22 protein-coding genes and 1 pseudogene are annotated in these 19,884 nt (G+C 49.9%); 7 read left to right on the plus strand and 16 right to left on the minus strand.

Going from position 1 to position 19,884, the window contains the following annotated elements; all coding sequences use genetic code 11:
* Position 1: 1 nt before the first annotated feature.
* A complete protein-coding gene (locus IPL32_07615; protein MBK8465683.1) occupies positions 2–1,147 on the minus strand; it encodes an aminotransferase class V-fold PLP-dependent enzyme in 1,146 nt (381 codons plus the stop codon).
* Between the two features lie 66 nt (positions 1,148–1,213).
* On the opposite strand from IPL32_07615, the gene IPL32_07620 reads away from it, so the two are divergent.
* The 4 genes from IPL32_07620 (at position 1,214) to IPL32_07635 (ending at position 5,992) form a co-directional block, all read left to right on the plus strand.
* Complete coding sequence (locus IPL32_07620; protein ID MBK8465684.1) at positions 1,214–2,932, plus strand: FHA domain-containing protein; 1,719 nt, start codon at positions 1,214–1,216, stop codon at positions 2,930–2,932.
* A gap of 56 nt (positions 2,933–2,988) precedes the next feature.
* Positions 2,989–4,062, plus strand: a complete 1,074-nt coding sequence (locus IPL32_07625; GenBank protein MBK8465685.1) for a rod shape-determining protein — start codon at positions 2,989–2,991, stop codon at positions 4,060–4,062.
* An 86-nt stretch (positions 4,063–4,148) separates the two neighbouring features.
* A complete protein-coding gene (locus IPL32_07630; protein ID MBK8465686.1) occupies positions 4,149–4,985 on the plus strand; it encodes a TIGR00159 family protein in 837 nt (278 codons plus the stop codon).
* Between the two features lie 101 nt (positions 4,986–5,086).
* Positions 5,087–5,992, plus strand: coding sequence for a YbbR-like domain-containing protein (locus IPL32_07635; protein ID MBK8465687.1), 906 nt, complete (start codon positions 5,087–5,089; stop codon positions 5,990–5,992).
* Positions 5,993–5,998: 6 nt separating this feature from the next.
* On the opposite strand, the gene IPL32_07640 is transcribed toward IPL32_07635, so the two are convergent.
* The 13 genes and pseudogenes from IPL32_07640 to ttcA all read right to left on the minus strand — a co-directional run bounded on the left by IPL32_07640 (position 5,999) and on the right by ttcA (position 12,426).
* Entirely contained in the window at positions 5,999–6,673 is a 675-nt protein-coding gene (locus tag IPL32_07640; protein ID MBK8465688.1) for a hypothetical protein, read from the minus strand.
* Positions 6,674–6,718: 45 nt separating this feature from the next.
* Positions 6,719–6,997: a hypothetical protein gene (locus tag IPL32_07645; protein ID MBK8465689.1), complete on the minus strand. Its 279-nt coding sequence runs from the start codon at positions 6,995–6,997 to the stop codon at positions 6,719–6,721.
* 122 nt (positions 6,998–7,119) lie between these two features.
* Positions 7,120–7,548: a hypothetical protein gene (locus IPL32_07650; protein MBK8465690.1), complete on the minus strand. Its 429-nt coding sequence runs from the start codon at positions 7,546–7,548 to the stop codon at positions 7,120–7,122.
* Between the two features lie 35 nt (positions 7,549–7,583).
* Positions 7,584–8,016 (minus strand): annotated as a pseudogene (locus tag IPL32_07655) (virulence RhuM family protein).
* A 10-nt stretch (positions 8,017–8,026) separates the two neighbouring features.
* Entirely contained in the window at positions 8,027–8,323 is a 297-nt protein-coding gene (locus IPL32_07660) for a HaeIII family restriction endonuclease (GenBank protein ID MBK8465691.1), read from the minus strand.
* A complete protein-coding gene (locus IPL32_07665) occupies positions 8,280–8,795 on the minus strand; it encodes a transposase (protein ID MBK8465692.1) in 516 nt (171 codons plus the stop codon). The genes IPL32_07660 and IPL32_07665 overlap by 44 nt, the downstream gene beginning before the upstream one ends.
* A 64-nt stretch (positions 8,796–8,859) precedes the next feature.
* A complete protein-coding gene (locus tag IPL32_07670) occupies positions 8,860–9,366 on the minus strand; it encodes a hypothetical protein (protein ID MBK8465693.1) in 507 nt (168 codons plus the stop codon).
* Positions 9,363–9,611: a hypothetical protein gene (locus tag IPL32_07675; GenBank protein ID MBK8465694.1), complete on the minus strand. Its 249-nt coding sequence runs from the start codon at positions 9,609–9,611 to the stop codon at positions 9,363–9,365. The genes IPL32_07670 and IPL32_07675 overlap by 4 nt, the downstream gene beginning before the upstream one ends.
* A gap of 10 nt (positions 9,612–9,621) precedes the next feature.
* Positions 9,622–9,969 (minus strand): DNA (cytosine-5-)-methyltransferase, encoded by a 348-nt coding sequence (gene dcm, locus IPL32_07680; protein MBK8465695.1) that lies wholly within the window; start codon positions 9,967–9,969, stop codon positions 9,622–9,624.
* Positions 9,970–10,055: 86 nt separating this feature from the next.
* A complete protein-coding gene (locus tag IPL32_07685; protein MBK8465696.1) occupies positions 10,056–10,376 on the minus strand; it encodes a hypothetical protein in 321 nt (106 codons plus the stop codon).
* A 139-nt stretch (positions 10,377–10,515) separates the two neighbouring features.
* On the minus strand, positions 10,516–10,944 hold the full coding sequence (locus tag IPL32_07690; GenBank protein ID MBK8465697.1) for a type II toxin-antitoxin system VapC family toxin: 429 nt from the start codon (positions 10,942–10,944) through the stop codon (positions 10,516–10,518).
* Between the two features lie 15 nt (positions 10,945–10,959).
* Positions 10,960–11,205: an AbrB/MazE/SpoVT family DNA-binding domain-containing protein gene (locus tag IPL32_07695; protein MBK8465698.1), complete on the minus strand. Its 246-nt coding sequence runs from the start codon at positions 11,203–11,205 to the stop codon at positions 10,960–10,962.
* Between the two features lie 363 nt (positions 11,206–11,568).
* Positions 11,569–12,426, minus strand: coding sequence for a tRNA 2-thiocytidine(32) synthetase TtcA (ttcA, locus tag IPL32_07700; protein ID MBK8465699.1), 858 nt, complete (start codon positions 12,424–12,426; stop codon positions 11,569–11,571).
* 272 nt (positions 12,427–12,698) lie between these two features.
* Between ttcA and IPL32_07705 the strand changes: the two genes are divergently transcribed.
* Positions 12,699–13,307, plus strand: coding sequence for a polymer-forming cytoskeletal protein (locus IPL32_07705; GenBank protein ID MBK8465700.1), 609 nt, complete (start codon positions 12,699–12,701; stop codon positions 13,305–13,307).
* Positions 13,308–13,434: 127 nt separating this feature from the next.
* Complete coding sequence (mscL, locus tag IPL32_07710; protein ID MBK8465701.1) at positions 13,435–13,854, plus strand: large conductance mechanosensitive channel protein MscL; 420 nt, start codon at positions 13,435–13,437, stop codon at positions 13,852–13,854.
* A gap of 57 nt (positions 13,855–13,911) precedes the next feature.
* On the opposite strand, the gene IPL32_07715 is transcribed toward mscL, so the two are convergent.
* The gene (locus tag IPL32_07715; GenBank protein MBK8465702.1) at positions 13,912–14,097 is read right to left on the minus strand and encodes a hypothetical protein; all 186 of its coding nucleotides are present in this window, start codon (positions 14,095–14,097) and stop codon (positions 13,912–13,914) included.
* 14 nt (positions 14,098–14,111) lie between these two features.
* Entirely contained in the window at positions 14,112–15,221 is a 1,110-nt protein-coding gene (gene mnmA, locus IPL32_07720) for a tRNA 2-thiouridine(34) synthase MnmA (protein ID MBK8465703.1), read from the minus strand.
* 621 nt (positions 15,222–15,842) lie between these two features.
* Here mnmA and IPL32_07725 point away from each other — a divergent pair.
* On the plus strand, positions 15,843–19,694 hold the full coding sequence (locus IPL32_07725; GenBank protein ID MBK8465704.1) for a DNRLRE domain-containing protein: 3,852 nt from the start codon (positions 15,843–15,845) through the stop codon (positions 19,692–19,694).
* Positions 19,695–19,884: the final 190 nt, after the last annotated feature.

The following is a 19,884-nucleotide window of genomic DNA, read 5'->3' on the forward strand; positions in this document are numbered from 1 at the left end:
ACTAGTCAGCCAACGCAGTTAGTTCCTTTACGATTCCCGTCAAAGCGTCAACTACGATATCAACCTCATCTTCAGTATTTAAGCGTCCAAGCGAAAATCGTATTGACCCCATTGCATAGGAATACGGAACATTCATCGCCTGAAGGACAGACGATGCTGTGTGGTCATGCGAATGACAGGCAGAGCCGGTCGAGATGCAGATGCCGAGTTCGTCGAGTTTGTGCATGATCATTTCTCCGTTCGTATTTTCAAACGAAATGCACGATGTGTTGGGCAGGCGTTTTGACGTGTCGCTAGTGCCGTTGAGGCGAGAATTTGAAATATCCTTTAGGATCCCGTTTTCCAAACGGTCACGTAATTCTCTGACCTTTTCCATCGGCGACATATCTTTGACAAATTCTGCAGCTGCAGCCATTCCGACGATCTGGTGCGTTGCGGGGGTTCCGGCACGCCGACCGCCTTCCTGTCCGCCGCCGATAAAGAACGAAGGCAATTCGACGCCTTCTCGGATGTACAACGTCCCAATTCCTTTCGGGCCGTAGAACTTATGCGCGGCTGCGGAGAACAGATCGATCGTTGTGTTCTTCAGGTCAATTGAAATTTTGCCAACAGCGTTTATACCGTCAACGTGAAACAGAGCATCAGATTTTTCCTTAATGATCTCACCAATCTCTTTGACCGGAAAAAGGATTCCAGTTTCGTTGTTTGCAAGCATTACCGACACGACCGCTGTCTTTTCGTTGAGAGCTGAACGCAAAGCATCGAGATCTAAGTTGCCGTCTTCGTCCACATCGAGCCATGTCACGCGATGTGATACTCCGTCGAGGTTTTGACAGACTTTTCGGACGGCTTCGTGTTCGACTCGGGTTGTGATTATATGATCTTTTTCGGGTGCAGCCTTTACAGCGCCAATGATCGCCCAATTATCGCTCTCGGTGCCGCATGATGTAAAAACAATTTCATCAGCAATGCGTGCGCCAAGCAAGTCGGCAATGCTTTGTCGGGCAGATTTGACGGCTTGAAGCGATTTCTGTCCAAATGAGTGGCCTGAGGATGAATTAGCGTAAGACGAACCAAGATACGGTAACATTGCATCCAAAACTTGTGGAACGACCTGCGTAGTCGCATTGTTGTCAAAATAGATCATAAAAACTTGAAAGTAGAACCCGCTCAATTTACCATTTGCGGTTAAACAATTACAATTACGGTTACCTTGGACGCAATACTAAAAATTACAGAGCCAACCGGCAGAACGTGGGAAGTAAAACTTGTCCACGCCAAAACCTATTCGATCGGGCGTGCAAGAGAGAATGATATTGTCCTCGACGACCGGCGAGTGTCAAGAAAGCACGCCTTTATTTTCGGCGATGGCAAAACATTTAAGGTTATCGACGGCCATCTCGAAAATGGCCAGCTCATCCGCAGCGTCAATCACGTTTTTGTAAACGGAAATATTCAGATCCAGTGTCCACTCACCGCTGATGACGTCATTACTATCGGGGAGAGCAAGCTGAGATTTCTCGTTGGTGTGGGTGATTCTGACGTTGTTTTGGAAAACGATCCGATTCCCCAATTAGCCGTTACCGCCGAGCATGATGCTGGGACTGAAAAGTCGCAGCCTATTAATTACGACGATGCTCCACTTGGCCATACGCAGGTTCAGATCTCGGTGAATGACCTTATTGGCCGGCGTTCAAGCTTGTCACTTGAGAATGCTGTTGCGACACCTGAGGAGATCAAGGATCTTCGGCGAAAAGCAAAAATACTCGGGCTTCTCTTTGAAATGAGCAAAACGTTGGGCACCGTCTTTGATCTTGAAGAGATATTTGAGCGAGCGACTGACCTTATCTTTCGCGGAACTCCGGCCGATCGCGTTGTGGCCCTGCTGACAGATGAAAATGACAATTCGGTTTCGTTCGATCTCAGCCTGTATCAGATCGGAGCCAAAACGCGCGAAGAAAGCATAAAGAAATTGACCGATAAACTAACCGTCAGCCGGACGATCACGCAAAAAGTAATGCGCGACCGCGTTGCGATCCTGTCGCAGGACGCAAAGACTGACGAGCAATTTCAAGGCGCAGAGTCGATCGTCGCGCAAGGCGTTCGCTCAACGATCTGTGCTCCGTTGATAACGCAATCGAGCGTTCACGGAGTTCTTTACGCCGATAGGCTTGATCCATTTGCAGCGTTTTCGCCGGACCATTTAGAGTTGATCAGCGCAGTGGCGGCGCAAACAGCGGTAACAGTCGAAACCGTGAAAGCCCACAAGCGCCTTGCCCGCGAAGAAGTTGCACGTGCTAATTACAGCCGCTTCATGCCTGAGTATGTCGTAAAACAGCTTCTCGAAAACCCCGATTCATTCCGTCTAGGCGGTGCCAATCAGACGATCACCGTTCTCTTTGCCGACATTCGCGGATTTACCTCGTTGTCGGAAAATGAGAATCCGGAAAAGGTTGTCGGTTTGTTAAATCTCTACTTTTCCGCAATGACCGAGATAATTTTCGAGCATGGCGGAACGCTTGATAAATATATCGGTGACGAATTGATGGCTTTGTTCGGAGCACCTACCGCAACGCCGGAAGATGCGAGAAATGCTCTCAAAGCCGCTGCAGCAATGCAGAAAAGGCTTATTACTCTAAACACGGAATTGGTCGATCTCGGCTTCTCGCAGATCGCGGTTGGCATCGGCCTTCATACCGGCGAAGCCACTATCGGCTACATTGGCTCCGAGCGGCGTTCTGAGTACACAGCGATCGGCGACACTGTTAATCTTGCTTCACGTCTCCAGTCAAATGCAGCCGGCGGACAGATACTTGTCAGCGAAGCAACCGCCCAAGCGGCGGGAGCTGTATTCCCGTTAACAAAACGAGAACCGCTCGTTGTAAAAAATCGCTTGCAACCGGTAGACCTATTTGAAGTAAAATGGGTCTGACGTTAGCGCAAATTTCAAATAGACATATAATCAATCATTGCGGCTAATAGACCCGTATGCTGAAGATCTCATCATTAAGAAAACTGGTTACTGATTCGATGGCTATCGATCTCGGAACGGCGAGCACGATCATCGCCGTTAAGGGCCGAGGTGTCGTGCTCGACGAGCCTTCGCTGGTTGCAATCAACGAACAAAAAGACGAAATAATCGCCTACGGCTCGGAAGCAGCCGAGATGCGTGGACGGGAAGGCCGGGACCTTGTCGTGGTAGCCCCGCTTAGCGGCGGCGTGGTTGGCGATTTTGAACGCACAAAGAAGATGCTTGCCCATTTTGTCAAAAAGGCAAAAACGGGCGGTTCGAGTATCTCGGTCCAGGCCGTGATGAGCATGACCTCAGATGTTACGCACGTCGAGCAGCGCGCGCTTTTTAACGCCGCCGAAGATGCTCATATAGGCAAGGTCTTCATGATGGAAGAAGGCCTGGCTGCTGCATTTGGCGCGGGCGTTCTGCCGACTGACAAACGTGCTTCGGCGATCGTTGACATCGGCGCAGGCACAACAAATATTGCGATCGTCGCAAAAGGCTCTATTGTTCATTCGACATCCGACCGGCTCGGCAGCAATGAAATTAACGAAAACCTTGCAACGCATCTCCGCCGTCATCGCGGATTGCAGGTCGGCTTTGAAACCACTGAACTGCTAAAGACGACATTTTCATCGACATTTCTTCCTGATGATATTTCCAAAACGATCACCATTCGCGGACGCGATATTCAAACCGGCAGTCCGGGAGCCGTCGACATTACGTTGGGCGAAGTCTATCCGATTGTCGAAAGCGTGGTGCGTCGTATAGCTCTTCGTGTTAAAGATACGCTTACCGAACTTCGCCCCGAGGTCGCGGCTGATATCTACGACCGAGGCGTCATCCTTACCGGCGGCGGAGCCCTGCTCGAAGGTATAGACCGATACATGCGAGGGTCGATCAATCTTCCTATCACCATTCCCGAGGAGCCGCGATACGCAACCGTCAACGGCCTCGTCAAAATGTTCGAGGACGAAAAACTGCTGGAACGTGTCTCACGCAATGAGCTTGGAGTATTCCAACACGGCGAAATTCCCTTCGAAGCCTAACCTTAATCTGTTTCATTGTTGTGTTATTCTTATGGCAATAGACGCTTAGATTGGCACATTTGTGTCGAGCAGGCTTAGCCGGAGAGATGCAGATCACGAATTACATTCCGACGATAAATACGCTGCGAAATGTCCTTGACATAGCGCTCGTTTTTATCATTGTCTATGTCGTCCTTAAGCTGCTGCGTGGAACGCGCGCTGTGCCGACGGTCGTAGGTATGGTGATACTGGCGCTGCTGTATTGGTTTGCTGTTGCGCAGGAGCTTTCCACGTTGGAATTCGTGCTTCGATACGCAGTAGGGTTTATCGGCATCGCGATCATCGTTCTTTTTCAGTCAGAGATCAGGCAAGCTCTGATTTACTTCGCCAACCGGTTTCGCTTTCCGATATTGAAGCGTCAGCGCGGGCAATTTGGGGGCAGCGTTTATGACGAGATCGTGCTTGCGATGACAACGCTTGCGACCGAAAAGACCGGTGCGCTGATAGTGATCGAGCGAAACATCGGCCTGCGAAATTTTATCGACGCAGGCGTGCAGCTAGATGCAAAGATAAGTTACGATCTGATCGTTTCGATCTTTAATCCTTCATCGCCGCTTCACGACGGAGCGGTGGTTATCCAAAACGAAAGACTTGCCGCCGCATCAGTTTTTCTGCCGCTGACAAAAAATCCAGAGATCTCCCGCGAACTCGGCACGCGTCACCGCGCCGCGATCGGCGTCACCGAAGGCTCCGACGCGATCTCGCTCGTCGTCTCGGAAGAAACAGGCCTGATAACCTACGTCGAAGCCGGCGAAGTGAGGCGAAATCTCGATACGACCCAGCTTCGCAAACTGTTGCTCGACGCGATGGAAATTCCGCTTATTGAAACCCGCTCGGAAAGAAGATTCACCACAGAGAGCACAGAGAACACAGAGATTGTTTAAAGAAAGAAATTTGCCTTGGTTCTGGACTTCAACGTAAGATTGTTGCGTGACGTAATAAAACGATTGGTAAATCAAGTATCTCTGTGCCCTCTGTGTTCTCTGTGGTGGATTCAGTTTTTGCAAAACAAATCATTAGAAAGGTCTTTCTTGAAGATTGGGGGCTTAAGCTGATCGCGCTTGTCATCACGCTCGCGCTTTGGTTCGGCGTTACGGGTTTGAGTACGCCGACGACAAAACGTTTTACGATCCCGCTCAATTTGAATATTTCCAGCAGCGCGCAGATCGTAAATGCTCCGCTGCAAGAGGTCGAGATCGAGGTCAACGGCGACAAACGCAAGGTCGAGCAGATCAATCGCACGGAACTCGCCGCTTCACTGGACCTGACCGATGTCGAGCCTGGTGACCGAGTAATTTTGCTGTCGCCTGAGAGCGTTTTTGTTCCGCTGCCGCAAGGCGTCAAATTGGTCGAGGTCGCCCCGAGCCGCATCGCCGTCAATCTCGAGGCCGTCGAAGAAAAAGACCTCGAGGTAAAGACGATCACTACCGGCGAACCAGCCCCAGGTTACGAGGTTTACAGCACTACCGTGTTACCGCCGAATGTTAAAGTTCGCGGCCCGGCAAGCATCGTCCGCATTCTCGAATACGTCCAGACCGACAAGATCAATCTGACCGGTAAAAAAGATGAGTTCACGGCAAAACAAGTGCCCGTCGTCGCCCCAAATCCAAAGGCTGCCGTTCTCAATACGTTTGTCGATGTTATATTCAAGATCGGCGAGAAACGCATCGAGCGTTCATTTTCAATACCAGTTGCCGACGCGCCCCGCAAGACCGTCAACTTCACGATCTATGGCCCGCGAACCTCACTTTCAAAAGTTCGTGTCGATGATTTTAAGGTTGAGTTCGATGGCGAGACGCCGCGGATCATCGTGCCCGATGAGCTTCAGAATGTTGTCGAAGTGAAAAATGTCAAAGTCAGAACCGGGAGCAGCAGCGACCGGATTCCCTAACGGCGCTCACAACCACTCCCGAATATCCGCACGCATCTCGTCTGTTATTTCGTGTTTTGCTGAGTAGTGTTTTGAACGGTAATGCGGCAGCATCGCCGTCAGCTTTTCGTTGAATGCCGCAAACTGTTCCTGCGTGTAAAACTCATCATCGTCGCCGTAAAGATATAACGTCTCTGCCGAGAAAGGTTTGTAGATAGGATTTGTATCGAGGTCGCCCGGAATGCCGCCGCAGACACCGATGATTCCACTCAACACGTCTGGATAGGTAAACGCAAAACGAAAATTCAAAGCGCACGCCTGCGAAAATCCGTACATAAAAACTCTATCGGGGTCGACCAGTCCATCGCCTACGAGTTTGTCTATCACATCGAGCACAAACTTATGATGCAGCCCGACGTGCTGCTCCGGCCTCTCGTCCGAAAGCCAGCCGTAACCGATCCTATAACCGCCGTCCGGCAAAGCCCGATAATGCGGATGCGGAGCCTGTATCGAAGCAACGACAAACCCGTCGCCCGCAACCGCTCGAGCCTCACGCATCATATACCGCTTATGCGCCCCATACCCATGCACCGCGATCAACAACGGCGCTGGTTTTGATAAATTTTCAGGAATAAAAAGGTCGTAATAAAGCTCGATCTGCGCCGTTAAGGACAGATCAGTTTGCAGGTCATCAAGGCCCATATCGTTTATTGCTTTCCACTTCAGTTATCAGTTATTAGTTACTACCTATTCACTGCGACGCCTGCGTCGCTTGTGCGTCTCGCGGCCTCCGCCAAAGTACACAAAGATCATCACGATCAGATGAGCCGCAAACCAGATGTTCTCATAGCCCATGTTTTGATAAATGTAGATCAGTATCAAAATGCGCGGAGTAAATATCCCAAGCAGCAGATCGCCCCACTGCGGCACACTATTCGCCGGAAACAGCCCCGGAAACAATAACAAATACACCACCATCACAACCCGCGGTGCAAAAAGCGAAAACAACAAAAAATAAAAATCCATCTTACGGCGAGAATATTCTCAACGCGGGTTACTGTCAAGGGAAATCGCAAATTGCGGCTGTGACTGTCCGAATGCGGAAGCCCGCACGAAGTAAGGGCGTTCGTTACCCTCAATTAAGTAGGTCACAGCTCCCGGTTCTGACTTTTATCGCGGTTGCGGTAGTGGTTTCGGACGCGTTTAGAGACGCGCGCCGTTCGGAGGTCGAGGACGAGGATGCCGTCTTCGTTGATGTCGGCGTCGTAGAAGCGGACGGTTTGCGGGAGGTCAACGCGGTATTCGCGAGTCAGGCGGTGGCCGCGGACCATTTTGGAGCCGGTGCGCTTGTTGACCGAGCGTGTCGGATAGGCGTTTTTCGTCCCGAGCGTTGCCGGCTTTAGGCCGATGCGCCTGTTGGTCTTGTCAAAATAGATCACAAACGCCGGCGGCTCTTCCAGTATCTGATACGTCACCCGGCTCATCATTATATCGCCCATAGGATTCATCGTTACATGTATCCCCGCATACTGCGGCATCACATCCCCCCGCGGAACCTCTTGCCAATCTGCTCTCATAATAGGGCTATTGTTTCATAGATAGGATGCCGCTGTCAAGTCCGAGGCAAAAAATAATTCCCGCCGCCCGCCTGCTTCAACAGCTCGTCGTTCATCGTAAATCCCTTCACGATATACTCCCGCAACCGCTGCGTCGCCCAAATTCGAAACCGAGTAGCTATCCCACTTTTGACCCGATATCCGACTGAGAGGATCATATCGAGGTTATAGTGAGCAAGCTCACGCTGAACCTCACGATTGCCCTCTTTACGAACTAACAAGAAATCCTTGTGAGTTGCTTCCGGCGTCAACTCGTTTTCTTCGTAAATGTTCTGTATGTGTTGGCTTATGTTTTTGCTGGGTAGTCTGAAACAACTCCGCCATCATCGGCTGAGTCAACCAAACAGTCTCGTCCTCCAACCGCGTCTGAATCTGCGTCCGACCGTCGTCCGTTTGATATATGACAAGTTCGCTTTTATCTGCTGTCATTCCGCACTACCTATGAATTGTTTCCTTTGATTACCTTGTAAAAATACTTATTTCCTATGAGATATTGAACTAATCTTTCCGCCACAATATTTCCGTGAGCCTTTTCCATTCGTCGAAGCTCATCACGGAATGCGGAGAGGATTGGAACATATACTGACGAGTGATAGTCGCCAAGCGTTGCCCAAGTCTTGCGACGCAAACCTTCGCGGCTGAGAGTGAAGGCGGAGCGGGTCAGAACCGGGAGCGATAGCGACTGGGTTCTTTTACCACCAGTCGAAGTCAGGTAATTTGTCACCTTGTTCGTTATTTACATAGTTGCAGGCTTCCCAGATACTCTTTTCGTTCCAGAGATTTCGCTTGCTGCCTTTGTCAGCCCAAGGAGAGTGTTCGTGGATCCACAATCGGTCTTCCCGAAGTTGCCGCGTAGCGTTGGCTTTCAACGCGATCAAAGCATCTTGAGGCTTTTTCGATCCGATGCAGATAACTACATGAATATGGTTCGTCCGAACGTTTATAGCCAGAAGCGTCCAATTGCGTTTGAGGCACAGGTCTCTAATTGCCTTTTCGACGGATTTCCTGCTGGCGGCATTCAGCGTCACCGGAGGATGGAGCAACAACTCTTCACTATGTTTTCGCCAGTTGCTGTTTGCTTGAATTCTTGGAGAGCCGTATTTGTTGTTATTACGATCAACGCTGCCGCGTTCGTCGCCGTGAAGCCACGTTCCATAACACCTAAAGGTAAAGAAAACCGCTAACGGGATGTCTGTGTCGTTCCACATACTCAATCCTCACGTCTAAGAACCCAGTCGCTATCGCTCCCGGTTCTGACTCGGCTTAACATTCTCAGTAACCTATAAGCAGTATTCCCCTTAGCGGCAGATGTAAGCGGTTGGAAATGTATAGTGTCTCAAGAAAGGTGAAAACATGAGTAAAATCATCCTTCTTTCGATAGTGGTTGCGAACCGCGACTACTAAATACTCCACGTCAAACATCATGCAGGCTTGGAAAATATCCTTCAAAAACTGATTGTTGTCAATTGCTCGACCGGCTTCGACCTCGATGACTATCTTTCCGTCCGCACTGATTGCATCAGCATTAAAAGCTTTATCAATCTGATTTCCCAGACCAAAAAGAACTGGAACACCAATCTTTTGAATCTTCGATTTTCCTTCTTCGACTTTATATCCGACGTTCTCAAGATGAGGACGAAGAATTGCCAAAACGTCGTTGCTCGGAAGTTCGTGTTTTGGTGAGGAAATCTGGTCATCACAAGTCATAAAACAATCGATCACTTCTTGGATCGATTGCGTGATGCGCTGTGAGCGTGGAAAGAACTGAAAACGAATCATTGAACCTCTCTAAGTATTTTTGTCGTCAATGCTTCATCCGACAATCGAAACTCGGCGGGAGCAATGAAATAAAAAATATGTTCATCCACGGATTGAGCCTCTCTTGAAATATATTGTCCAGTCTCATCCATTAGAAGCTGATTGAGATTGTGTGACGCAACTCGACAAGTTCCCCAATCTTCACCAAAATCGAGAACCCTCAAGCCAAAGGATTTGCCGTTAAATTCAATCGCGTCGTTCGTCATCCCTAAAAATTCAATTTGATTTTACTTTTTGAATACTTTTCCGATTCGGACGCTTATCTGCCAAGATGCGCATAAACTCAAAGAACAATTGACCACGGGCATCTTTTATTCCCCTAAGCGCTCCTGCTTCACTCCAGCTTTGGCAAGGTGGGCCGCCAATTATTCCGTCGCAATCAGGAACTTCATCTGAGCTTATATCTCGTATGCTTCTGGTATCGAGTTCCGTTCGTTTATGGTTTTCGCGATAAGTGTCCCAAATTGTCTTGTCATACTCGTTACCCCAAACAACATCAAAGCCAGCCTTCTCGAAACCAAGATCAAGCCCACCCGCGCCCGCAAAAAATGAAACAACTTTCATAGCAGATTACTTAAATAATTGGTCCCGTTAAAGAAGCAAAGAGATGTCTGATTATACTCAATTAGAGCATTACACAAAAGGTACCCTTATTTTGGCTCGCTCAAATTCTTCGGCAATCTCCCTTGCTCTTTTCTGCGGCGGTAGGTTTCGTTTTCAGGACAGCGATTGATAATGTTTCCCATATGCCAATACGTATTCCCGTCATAATCGAAATAAATTTGTTTCGTGTCGTAAAAGTCAGATTCGTATCCGAAGTTGTCAATGTGCTCCGCCAATGCGTTGAACATAACCCGGTCAACTTGCTGCTGAACAATGTACTCGTGAGGCCAAGTCGCGGCATACGTCTTGGAAAATATCCACGTTGAATCTCGGATGAACTGCTTTAATTCGTCAGAAAAACTGATCATAAAAGACTACTACGATCTCTGCAGCGATCTTACATGGCGTATGGTTCGTCAGATTCTTTCTTTTCCGCTGGTTGTAGATCATAGACCATTTGCAGATTAGCCAAAAAGTCGGGCGACGTTCCGAAGATCGAGCCTTAACTTAAAGCCAGACTATCTCGATCTCTGTTTCGACTTGTTTGAACTCGGGGTCGCCGGTAACGAGGGTGCAGGAAGTCTGGTCGCTGCTGTTTGCGGTTCTGACAACGAGGGCGGCGGCGAAGCAGTCGGCGTAGGAGATGGCGCCTTTTGCTTTGTAGGCGGCGGCGGTGCTTGTTAGTTCCCAATCGGCTTCGACAAAGTCGATACCGATTGCCCGGATCTCACGTACAGCTTCGTCGGCGTCTTTTGCAGAACGCCGACGGGCGATTGAGTACCAGACCTCGCCCACATTTACAACGCTCATTAGAAGCGGAATGCCCGCTTCCTGCGAGTCGGCTATGAGATCGGCGACCTTTTCGCCGGACGGCTCGTCTTGGAAGTATGCAAGGATTGCCCACGAATCGAGCACGATCGATTTTGGTTTTTTCATGATCTTCGATGAAAGTTAACGATCTCTATCTTCCCTTTCTCGGTCGCGGGCCCGCGAAGCCTCAAGTTCCTCAACCAGTCCCGCACCGCGAAACTTCCCGCGAAGGCTATGAATGTATTCGCGCGTGATCGGCGTGAGTATGATCTGAGCGTTCGCTTCGTCAAGCTTGACGTGAATGCGCGTGCCAGTTTTTATGCCGAGTTTTCTACGAACCGATGAGGGTATTACTACTTGTCCTTTGGTTGTAGCTGTTGTTTCCATATTTACCACTGTCACATATTGTAGCACTTACAAAAAAGTAAGTCAATCGAGCTTTATCTTACTTTTTTTACTGGATTACTGTCGTGAAACGAAAAAATAATGAACACAAGGATAAACGGTACGATAAGGCGCTCTGATGAACGCATGTAGGCGAAATGGTGAAGGCGGGGATAAAGCGTCGTGGGAGGACGAGTTTTCCGGTGGCTTTTTGGGGTTCTAAGATGGCTTTTTGGGGGGTCTCCGATGGCTTTATAGAGGTCTGCGATGGCTTTTTGTGTCCATGACGGCCCGAAAACCGCTTCAAACCCTTATATTTATTGGGAAATAGGCGCGCCACCGTGTGAAATTTGGGAGCGAAATGGGTTACTGAATGATCTCGGCGGCGACGCTTTGGAATTCCGGATTCTGAATTTTGAATTGTGAATCAGAGTGGTCGAAAACGTCGTCGAGTTCCTTTTCCACCGAGCCGTGGCCTTTTGGAATGGCCTTTATCATCGGCTCAAAGTTGCGAAAATCGTAGAGCTTGTTGTCGAGCAGGTGCGAGCCTGTGACGTTTGTCAGAGCGGTCATCATCGTCTGGCGGATGTATGGCGTTTCCTTTTCAAGCTCGTTTATCAGCCGTTTGATGCGGGCACGTTTCAGGTTTGGCTGCGAACCGCACAAATTGCAGGGAATGATCGGGAACTTTTGCTCTGTCGTGTAGGCGACGATCTCTTTTTCCTGGCAATACGCCAGCGGGCGGATGATCGTGTTGCGGCCGTCGTCGCTCTTAAGTATTGGCGGCATTGCCTTTAGCTGGCCGACGTAAAAGAGATTCATCAGAAAGGTCGCGATGATGTCGTCCGCGTGGTGGCCGAGCGCGATCTTTGAACAGCCTTCTTCGACGGCGACGTTGTACAAAATGCCGCGGCGTAGGCGGCTGCAAAGCGAGCAGTACGTCTGGCCTTCGGGAATGTGAGCTGTGACGATCGAAAATGTGTCTTCCTCGACGATGCGGTAGTTTACGCCGATCCTTTTTAGGTAATTCGGCAGGACTTCTTCGGGAAAATCAGGCTGTTTTTGGTCGAGATTGACGGCGAGTATCTCAAATTTGATCGGCGCACGCTTTTGAACATCCAGCAACAGATCGAGCATCGTGTAGCTGTCTTTGCCGCCCGAGAGGCAGACCATTACTTTGTCGCCGTCCTCGATCATCGAAAAATCTTCGACAGCACGGCCCATTTTTTTGAGCAGTTTTCCCTTTGTTTTGGTCTCAGCCTTCAATATTTAACCTCTATATCCCGAAAACCCTAAATTCTGACACGCGCCGCAGGGTTTGACAACCTTAAATTATAACTAGACACGTGACGGAAATGTCATTTATTATATAAGTTAAGACAAACGGGCAAGGTGGGCTGGCGATCATGTGTACATACACTGGATGCCAAAAGGCGGATTTTCAGATCCCGCGCGTTTTTCTATTAAACTACTTCAGCGAGGTTCAAAATAAAAATATGATCAGAATGGGACGCAAAGACGAGCCAGAAACCTACCAGCCGCAAACACCAGTAGCTCCAACAAATCCATACGCAAATGAACCGCAGCCGTCAACGACTCGCGCCCTTTCAGAGAGCGATTCGATGGCACGCGACATTAAAGAAGGCCGTCTAAGCGGCTTCGTCGGACACGGCACGACATTGAGCGGCGAGACGCAATTCCACGCAATGCTGCGTGTTGACGGCCATCTCGTAGGCACCGTTTCGTCCGAGGCCGGTACTCTAATCATCGGAAATAATGGTCAAGTCGATGCAAATATTTCTGTCGCTGCGGCAATGGTAAATGGTTCAGTAAATGGCGATATTGTAGCTACAGAAAAGCTTCAACTGGGCCGAACTGCCCGTGTAATGGGCAATATTTCAAGCCCTCGCCTGATCATCGAGGAAGGAGCGATCCTCGAAGGAAGCTGCAGCATGCTCAAGGCCCGCGAGATCGAAGAAGGCGCGTCTTCGGTTGGTTATGAGGAAGAAGAAGTTATTGTTGTCGAAGAGGTAGAAGAAGACACTCCTTCCTCTCTGTTCGATGATGAAGATGAGGAAGAACAGGCTGGAGCCGCTGGCGTTTGAGATCTAAACACTACGGTTTATTTGAAAAAGGACGGGCAACCCCGTCTTTTTTGTTGTTTAATCTGTCCGCACGCATTATATTAATTGCAGTCCGGCATTATTCTAAATTACAGGAGAAGAAAGACTTATGTGGAACGATTTTAAGGCGTTCATTGCACGAGGCAATGTTCTCGATCTGGCTATCGGCGTTATTCTGGGCGCGGCCTTTGGCAAAATTGTCACGACTTTTACAGAAGGAATAATAATGCCGATCGTCGGACTTGTGACCGGCGGAACGGATTTTAAGACCAAATTTATTGACCTCAGTGGCAATTTGAAAGCCGGTGCAACGGCCGAGCAGATCGATGCTGCGGTCAAAGGCGGAGCACCGCTGCTAAGATACGGCCAACTGTTCAGCGATATTTTGACATTCCTGATCGTCGGATTTGTGATGTTCATGATCGCAAAAGCGGCCATGAGTTATTTTGCTAGGTTGGCGGCCCAGACTCCGCCGCCGCCGCAAGAGGCTTTGCTCGCTGAAATAAGGGATCTGTTGAAAGCTCGTTAGTGCGGTCAATTCCACAATGGTTTCCCCAGGATCAACTAAGATTAAGCTTGGTTGGTCCTATCCTTTTTTCTTTTCGGGACGCGGTTTGATCGCTGTGGTGTTTGCCCTGGGCGTTACCACTGACGATTTGAATTCCTGCCCGGCGTTGGTCGCGGCTTTGGCGGACGCGAGCATTTTCGAATCATTCAACAGTTTTTGTGCGGCTTTTGCCGTTTTACTTGGTCTCTTTTTTGCTTTGGGCATAAATATTTCCTTATTTAATTTTTAACTATCCAACCGCCGCCGACAACCTCGTCTCCATTATAGAATATTGTGGCCTGGCCTGGTGTAATCGCACGTTGCGGTTCGTCGAAAACTATGCGGGCGCGATCATCGGGCAAAGTATGGATCGTCGCCGGAGCCGGTTCATGACGGTAACGGACTTTTACCTCGGCGCGAACAGGCTCTGAAGGCTCGTCGAACGCAACCCAATTGACGCCTTTGGCGGTGAATTCGCTCGAATCAAGTTCGTTGTCCTCGCCGACGATGATCTGATTTTTGGCACGCTCGATCTGGATGACATAGAGCGGTTTTTCGTTCGCGATGCCCAAACCTCGGCGTTGGCCGACTGTGTAACGGTGAATCCCGGTGTGTGAGCCGACCGTTTCGCCGGCTGTGTTGACGATCTCGCCACCAACAGGCAGTTCGCCGGAGCGGTTTTCGTGATCGAGGTATCGATCAATAAATTCCGAATACTTGCCGTCAGGGACAAAGCAGATTTCCTGCGATTCTTTCTTCTCCGCAACGTAAAGATCAGCTTCGCGGGCGATGTCGCGGACCTCTTCCTTCTGCATTTCGCCAAGCGGAAAATATGCCCGTGAAAGCTGGTCCTGCGTCAATTCCCACAAGAAATAGCTCTGATCTTTCCAATGATTTTTGCCTCGAAACAGCCGGTAACGATCTGCCGCCTCGTCGTATTCGACACGAGCAAAGTGACCGGTCGCAACCTTATCGCAGCCCAGTGAAACGGCCATTTTATCGAGCGAGGCAAACTTCAAACGAGAATTACAAGCGACACAAGGGATCGGCGTTTCGCCGTCGAGGTAGCTCTGAATAAAAGGCTCGACGACCGATTTTTCAAACTCCTTTTCGAGATTGAGCACATAAAACGGAAAGCCCAAGCCCTCCGCGACACGCCGCGCGTCATAAACGTCATCGAGCGAGCAGCAACGCGACGGCAAAGGGTCGCCGTTCTCATCGACGCTGATGCCGCGTCGCTGGTTCCAGAGCTGCATCGTAAAGCCGACCAACTCGTGCCCCTGCTCTTTTAATAATGCCGCTGCCGCCGAACTATCGACGCCGCCGCTCATTGCTACCGCGATCTTCATAAAACCAAACTTCTATTGTGACAGCCAAGCCGTTTTAGTTGCAAGCTGGTTTTTGTCCCAGTGTCCCGCCTTTTTTTATCACGGATTGTTGTTTCGCCGTTTCGGAACGTTCCATCGTCGTTTCTGTGCTTGAGTGGAACGCGCAACTCACCATTTTTATTGGAGTTACGGCGTTTTTTAGTCGCCATTCCACGATTTTTTAAAAAGTGTATGACTTTGTCTTACACGATCTGCAAAACGATGCAATGATTCCCGTTAAAGCATTTTTAAGTTCTAAAGCCGGCAATTTTTTGCTGGAATGATCGAGCCTGGTCAGAAGGTAAAAGTTGAAAACTAAAAGCTGGAGAGGCAAGACTCATTTTCAAATAACACGATCGCCATAGCTAAAACGATCCCCGACTCAAACTAGCGCATTTAGCGGCAAATTGGAATACCAACTTTCTCGATTTGACCTAATTTTCTCGAAATGGCGTAAGTTTCCGCATATGACGTGATTTTCCGATCAAAAGTCACGAGCCTTGAACAAAATACCTTTCGGGCGTATTATTACCGCAAACATGGTTTTATAGTAAGTTTTCAGTCCTGATTTGCAGTCACAATAGATCGAGCGGGGATAAAGATATGACAAGGCTATTTGCGTTGATTCTGGTCTTTGGTTTGACGTTATTTGCGGTTATTGGCGAGCCGGTGGCTCACGCAAATTCGGCTGTTGCGGGTTCTGATGAGCGAGTAGATAATGTTCATCCCGCGAACAGCAAAAACTCGCCGATGCGTACTTTCGGCAATACGACGGTGACTTTTCAGGATGGCGTGAGCGGTTATACGGGCACTCGCGATACCTATACTTATCAGGTCAGTCCGGCGACGGTTCGCGGGGCTGAGAACCTGATAATCCAGGATAGAAATCCGAGTAGTATTCCTGAGGATGAACGCACTTCATTGCTTCAATTCGACCTTTCCGCGATCCCCGCGAATTCCACGATCGTCTCGGCGCAGCTTGATTTTTATGTAGACAGCGAAGGCCAGGGTTTCAATATGTACCGCATGAAGGTTCCCTGGAACGAGGCGACCGCGAGCTATACCTCAATAGGCAACCGGCATTTTATACCTGAGGGAATTGACGCTGAGATCGCGGTCAGTGCTTTTTGGTCAGGAGTTGACGGATATGTTGGGCCGATCACGGTTTCTGTTCCGCCTTCGCAGATCAGTGATTGGGTGAATGGCGTGATGGTAAATAACGGCTGGCTTATGACCTCGGCACACTTTGATGACGGCGTGCAGCTGCGGTCAAGTGAACACGCCACGATCGCCAACCGCCCGAAACTAACTGTCGTTTATAACGAAACGCCGCCTAATTTCGCGCCAGCTTCGCCCGTGGTTATCTCACCGCCGGATAATGCAACTGATATTTCCACGTCGCCGAATTTGGAAGTCAGCGTCGCCGATCCGAATGTGGATAACCTGACGGTCACCTATTACGGACGTCCTGTCACACCTCCGTCAACCGGCGAAGATTTTACAATTATCGCAATGCCGGACACGCAGCATTACGTTGATAACGGCGGGGCAAATGCCGCAAATTTCTATGCTCAGACACAGTGGATAGTCGCAAACAAGGACGCACTTAACATAAGGTTCGTGACCGGTTTGGGCGACATTTCGGAGAACGGAAATACCTTTGACTCGGAATGGCAGATCGCTAATACGGCGTACACCACAATTGAAGACCCTGTGACGACCAATCTTGTCGACGGCATTCCATACGGGCTTGCTGTGGGCAATCATGACCAGTCTCCGAACGGCGGTGGCGATACTGCCAGCACTACGAAATATAACCAGTACTTTGGTACATCTCGTTTTAGCGGACGCGGTTATTATGGCGGCCAGCACGGCACAAATAATGACAATCACTATGAGTTGTTCAGCGGCGGCGGGATGGACTTTATTATTATCCATCTCGAATATGACACGACACCGCTTCCGGAAGTTTTGACATGGGCCGACGGTTTGCTGCAAACATACAGCGATCGTCGCGCGATCGTCACGACGCACTGGATGGTCGGCATGGGCCATCCGGCGCCTTTTAGTGCTCAGGGAGCGGCGATCTACAATGAGCTAAAGGATAGGCCAAATCTTTTCATGCAGCTCGGCGGACACGTGCATGCTGAAGGCCGCAGACAGGATACCTTTCAGGGGAGAACGGTTTGGTCGCTGTTATCTGACTATCAGGCGCGGCCAAACGGCGGGAACGGCTTGCTGCGGATCATGACCTTTTCACCAGCCAACAACACGATCTCGGTAAAGACCTACTCTCCAAGCCTTGCACAATTTGAGACCGATTTCGACAGTCAGTTCACCCTGAGTTATGACATGTCCGGCTCAGCGCCGTTTCAATTGATCGGGACAAATAACAGTGTTCCGTCCGGTACAAATACTTCAATAAACTGGCCGGGACTGACCGGCGGAATTGAGTACGAATGGTATGCAACCACCAGTGACGGAATTGAGACCACGACTAGTCCAATATGGAGCTTTATAACGACATTCGCCGGGCCAACTCCAACGTTCACGGCGACCGCCACGGCGACGTTCACACCTACGCCGACAAACACACCGACCTCTACAGCAACTGCGACACCGACGTCAACGCCGGTGAGCGGCATCGACCATGTAGTTTGGATCTGGTTTGAAAATAAAGAAGCCAATCAAATCACTGCGGCGTCTGCACCATTCTTTGCGAACTTTGCGGCAAACGGCGTCAACTTCACGGAGTTTTACGGCATGACGCATCCGTCGCAGCCGAACTATCTGCATGCTTTTGCGGGTTCGAATCTGGGAGTAACAACAAACAATTACTGCACGTTTCCGGTCGGGAATGATAGCCTGCCTCAGCAGCTTGCCGCGGCTGGCAGATCTTGGCGTGTCTATGCACAGAATTATCCCGGAGCCTGTTCCGATGTCGTTACCGCTTCCGGTCCAGTCGACGGTTGGGGGGCTGCGGGAAATTACGACCGGAAACATAATCCGGCGATACCGTTTGAAGGCACGCGGCTAAATCCCGCCGAGTGCTCGAATATTCAGCCGCTGGCAAATTTTGACCCGCTCGTTAATTTTTCGTTTGTCGTGCCAAACAACATCAACAGTATGCACGACGGAACTATCGCGCAGGGGGATGCATTTCTTCAGGCCTTTATGCCGCAGGTAACAAATAGCCCGGACTGGGCACGTACGCTCGTCATCGTCAGCTTTGACGAAGGCACGAGCGCCATCAATGGCGGCGGCCGTATCTACACAGCCGCCAGGGCTCCGTGGATCACGCCCGGAGGCAGCTCCTCGACATTCTACAATCACCACAGCGCTCTGCGCACAATTGAGGATATTTTTGGCTTGCCATATTTGGGCGGCGCGGCAACTTCGACTACGATTACCGAGGTTTTTCCCCCGGCTGCCACGAATACTCCGACCTTTTCCCCAACAAGTACTGCGACGGATACACCGACAAATACGCCAACACCTCCGGCTGTGATCACCGGAACCGCTACTTACGGCAATGCCATAGGTGCGCCAAATCCTCGTTTTGTTTCAAATGTGGCGATTAGCGGCGTTGGTTCGCCGAATGTTTCTGCGACTACTGATTTTCCTAGTGGCAGTTATTCACTAACCGGATTTGGATCGGGTTCTTATACGGTGACGCCATCAAAGGCGAACGGTCATGATGCATCCGTAAGTTCATTCGACGCGGCGCGGATCGCTCAATATGTTTCAAGTCTCACTACGTTTTCACCAGCACAGCAAACTGTCGCCGATGTCAGCGGAAACGGTGGTGTCTCATCATTCGACGCGGCGCTTGTTGCCAGTTTTGCTGTCGGAAATGACGGCGGCTCGTCAGGAAGCTGGAGATTTAGCCCGCTGAGCAGAACATACCCATCTATCACTACCGACATCCTTGGCGAAGACTATTCTGCACTGCTAATGGGCGAGGTTTCGGGGAATTGGACAAATACAGGCGCGAGGCCGGCGGGAAAAGTGAACAATGAACAGTGGACAGTGGACAGTAAAGACATTGAGCCGGAAAGTGGCATCTTAGTTGAATTGCCGAATGCAGTATCGGCCATAGATAAGGAAATCGTCGTGCCGGTGAATGTTCATGGCATTATGGACAAAGGCGTTATCGCTTATGAGTTCGATCTCAGATACGATCCTGCGGTGATACAGCCTTTGCCTAACGTGGCCGATGTCGCCGGAACAGTCAGTCGCGGGCTTTCGGTCGTTGTTAATTCCAGTGAACCGGGACTTTTGAGAGTTGCCGTTTACGGTGCAATGCCGATAGAAGAAAACGGCCTTCTGGTGAATCTAAGATTTACGGCAGTTGGTGCATCTGGTTCCGTATCGCCGATCTCGTTCGAGCGGATTGTTTTTAACGAAGGTTTGTCGCGAGTGACGATCGCTGACGGAAAGATCGAACTTTTCTAGTTGAGTGTATCGCCCTTACTGACGTGCGAGCTTCTGCAAAGAACCCAGTCGCTATCGCTCCCGGTTCTGACTTGTGCAGGCTTGCGCTCGCGGACTTCCCTTGTGTATACTCGAAAAATTATGAAACTTGCCATCCGCATCCGCTAATTTAATCACGCACATTACTGTTCGTTTATGTGGCGTTGCCCGT

Origin of the sequence: Chloracidobacterium sp. (assembly GCA_016711345.1) — a bacterium.
Classification (GTDB): domain Bacteria; phylum Acidobacteriota; class Blastocatellia; order Pyrinomonadales; family Pyrinomonadaceae; genus OLB17.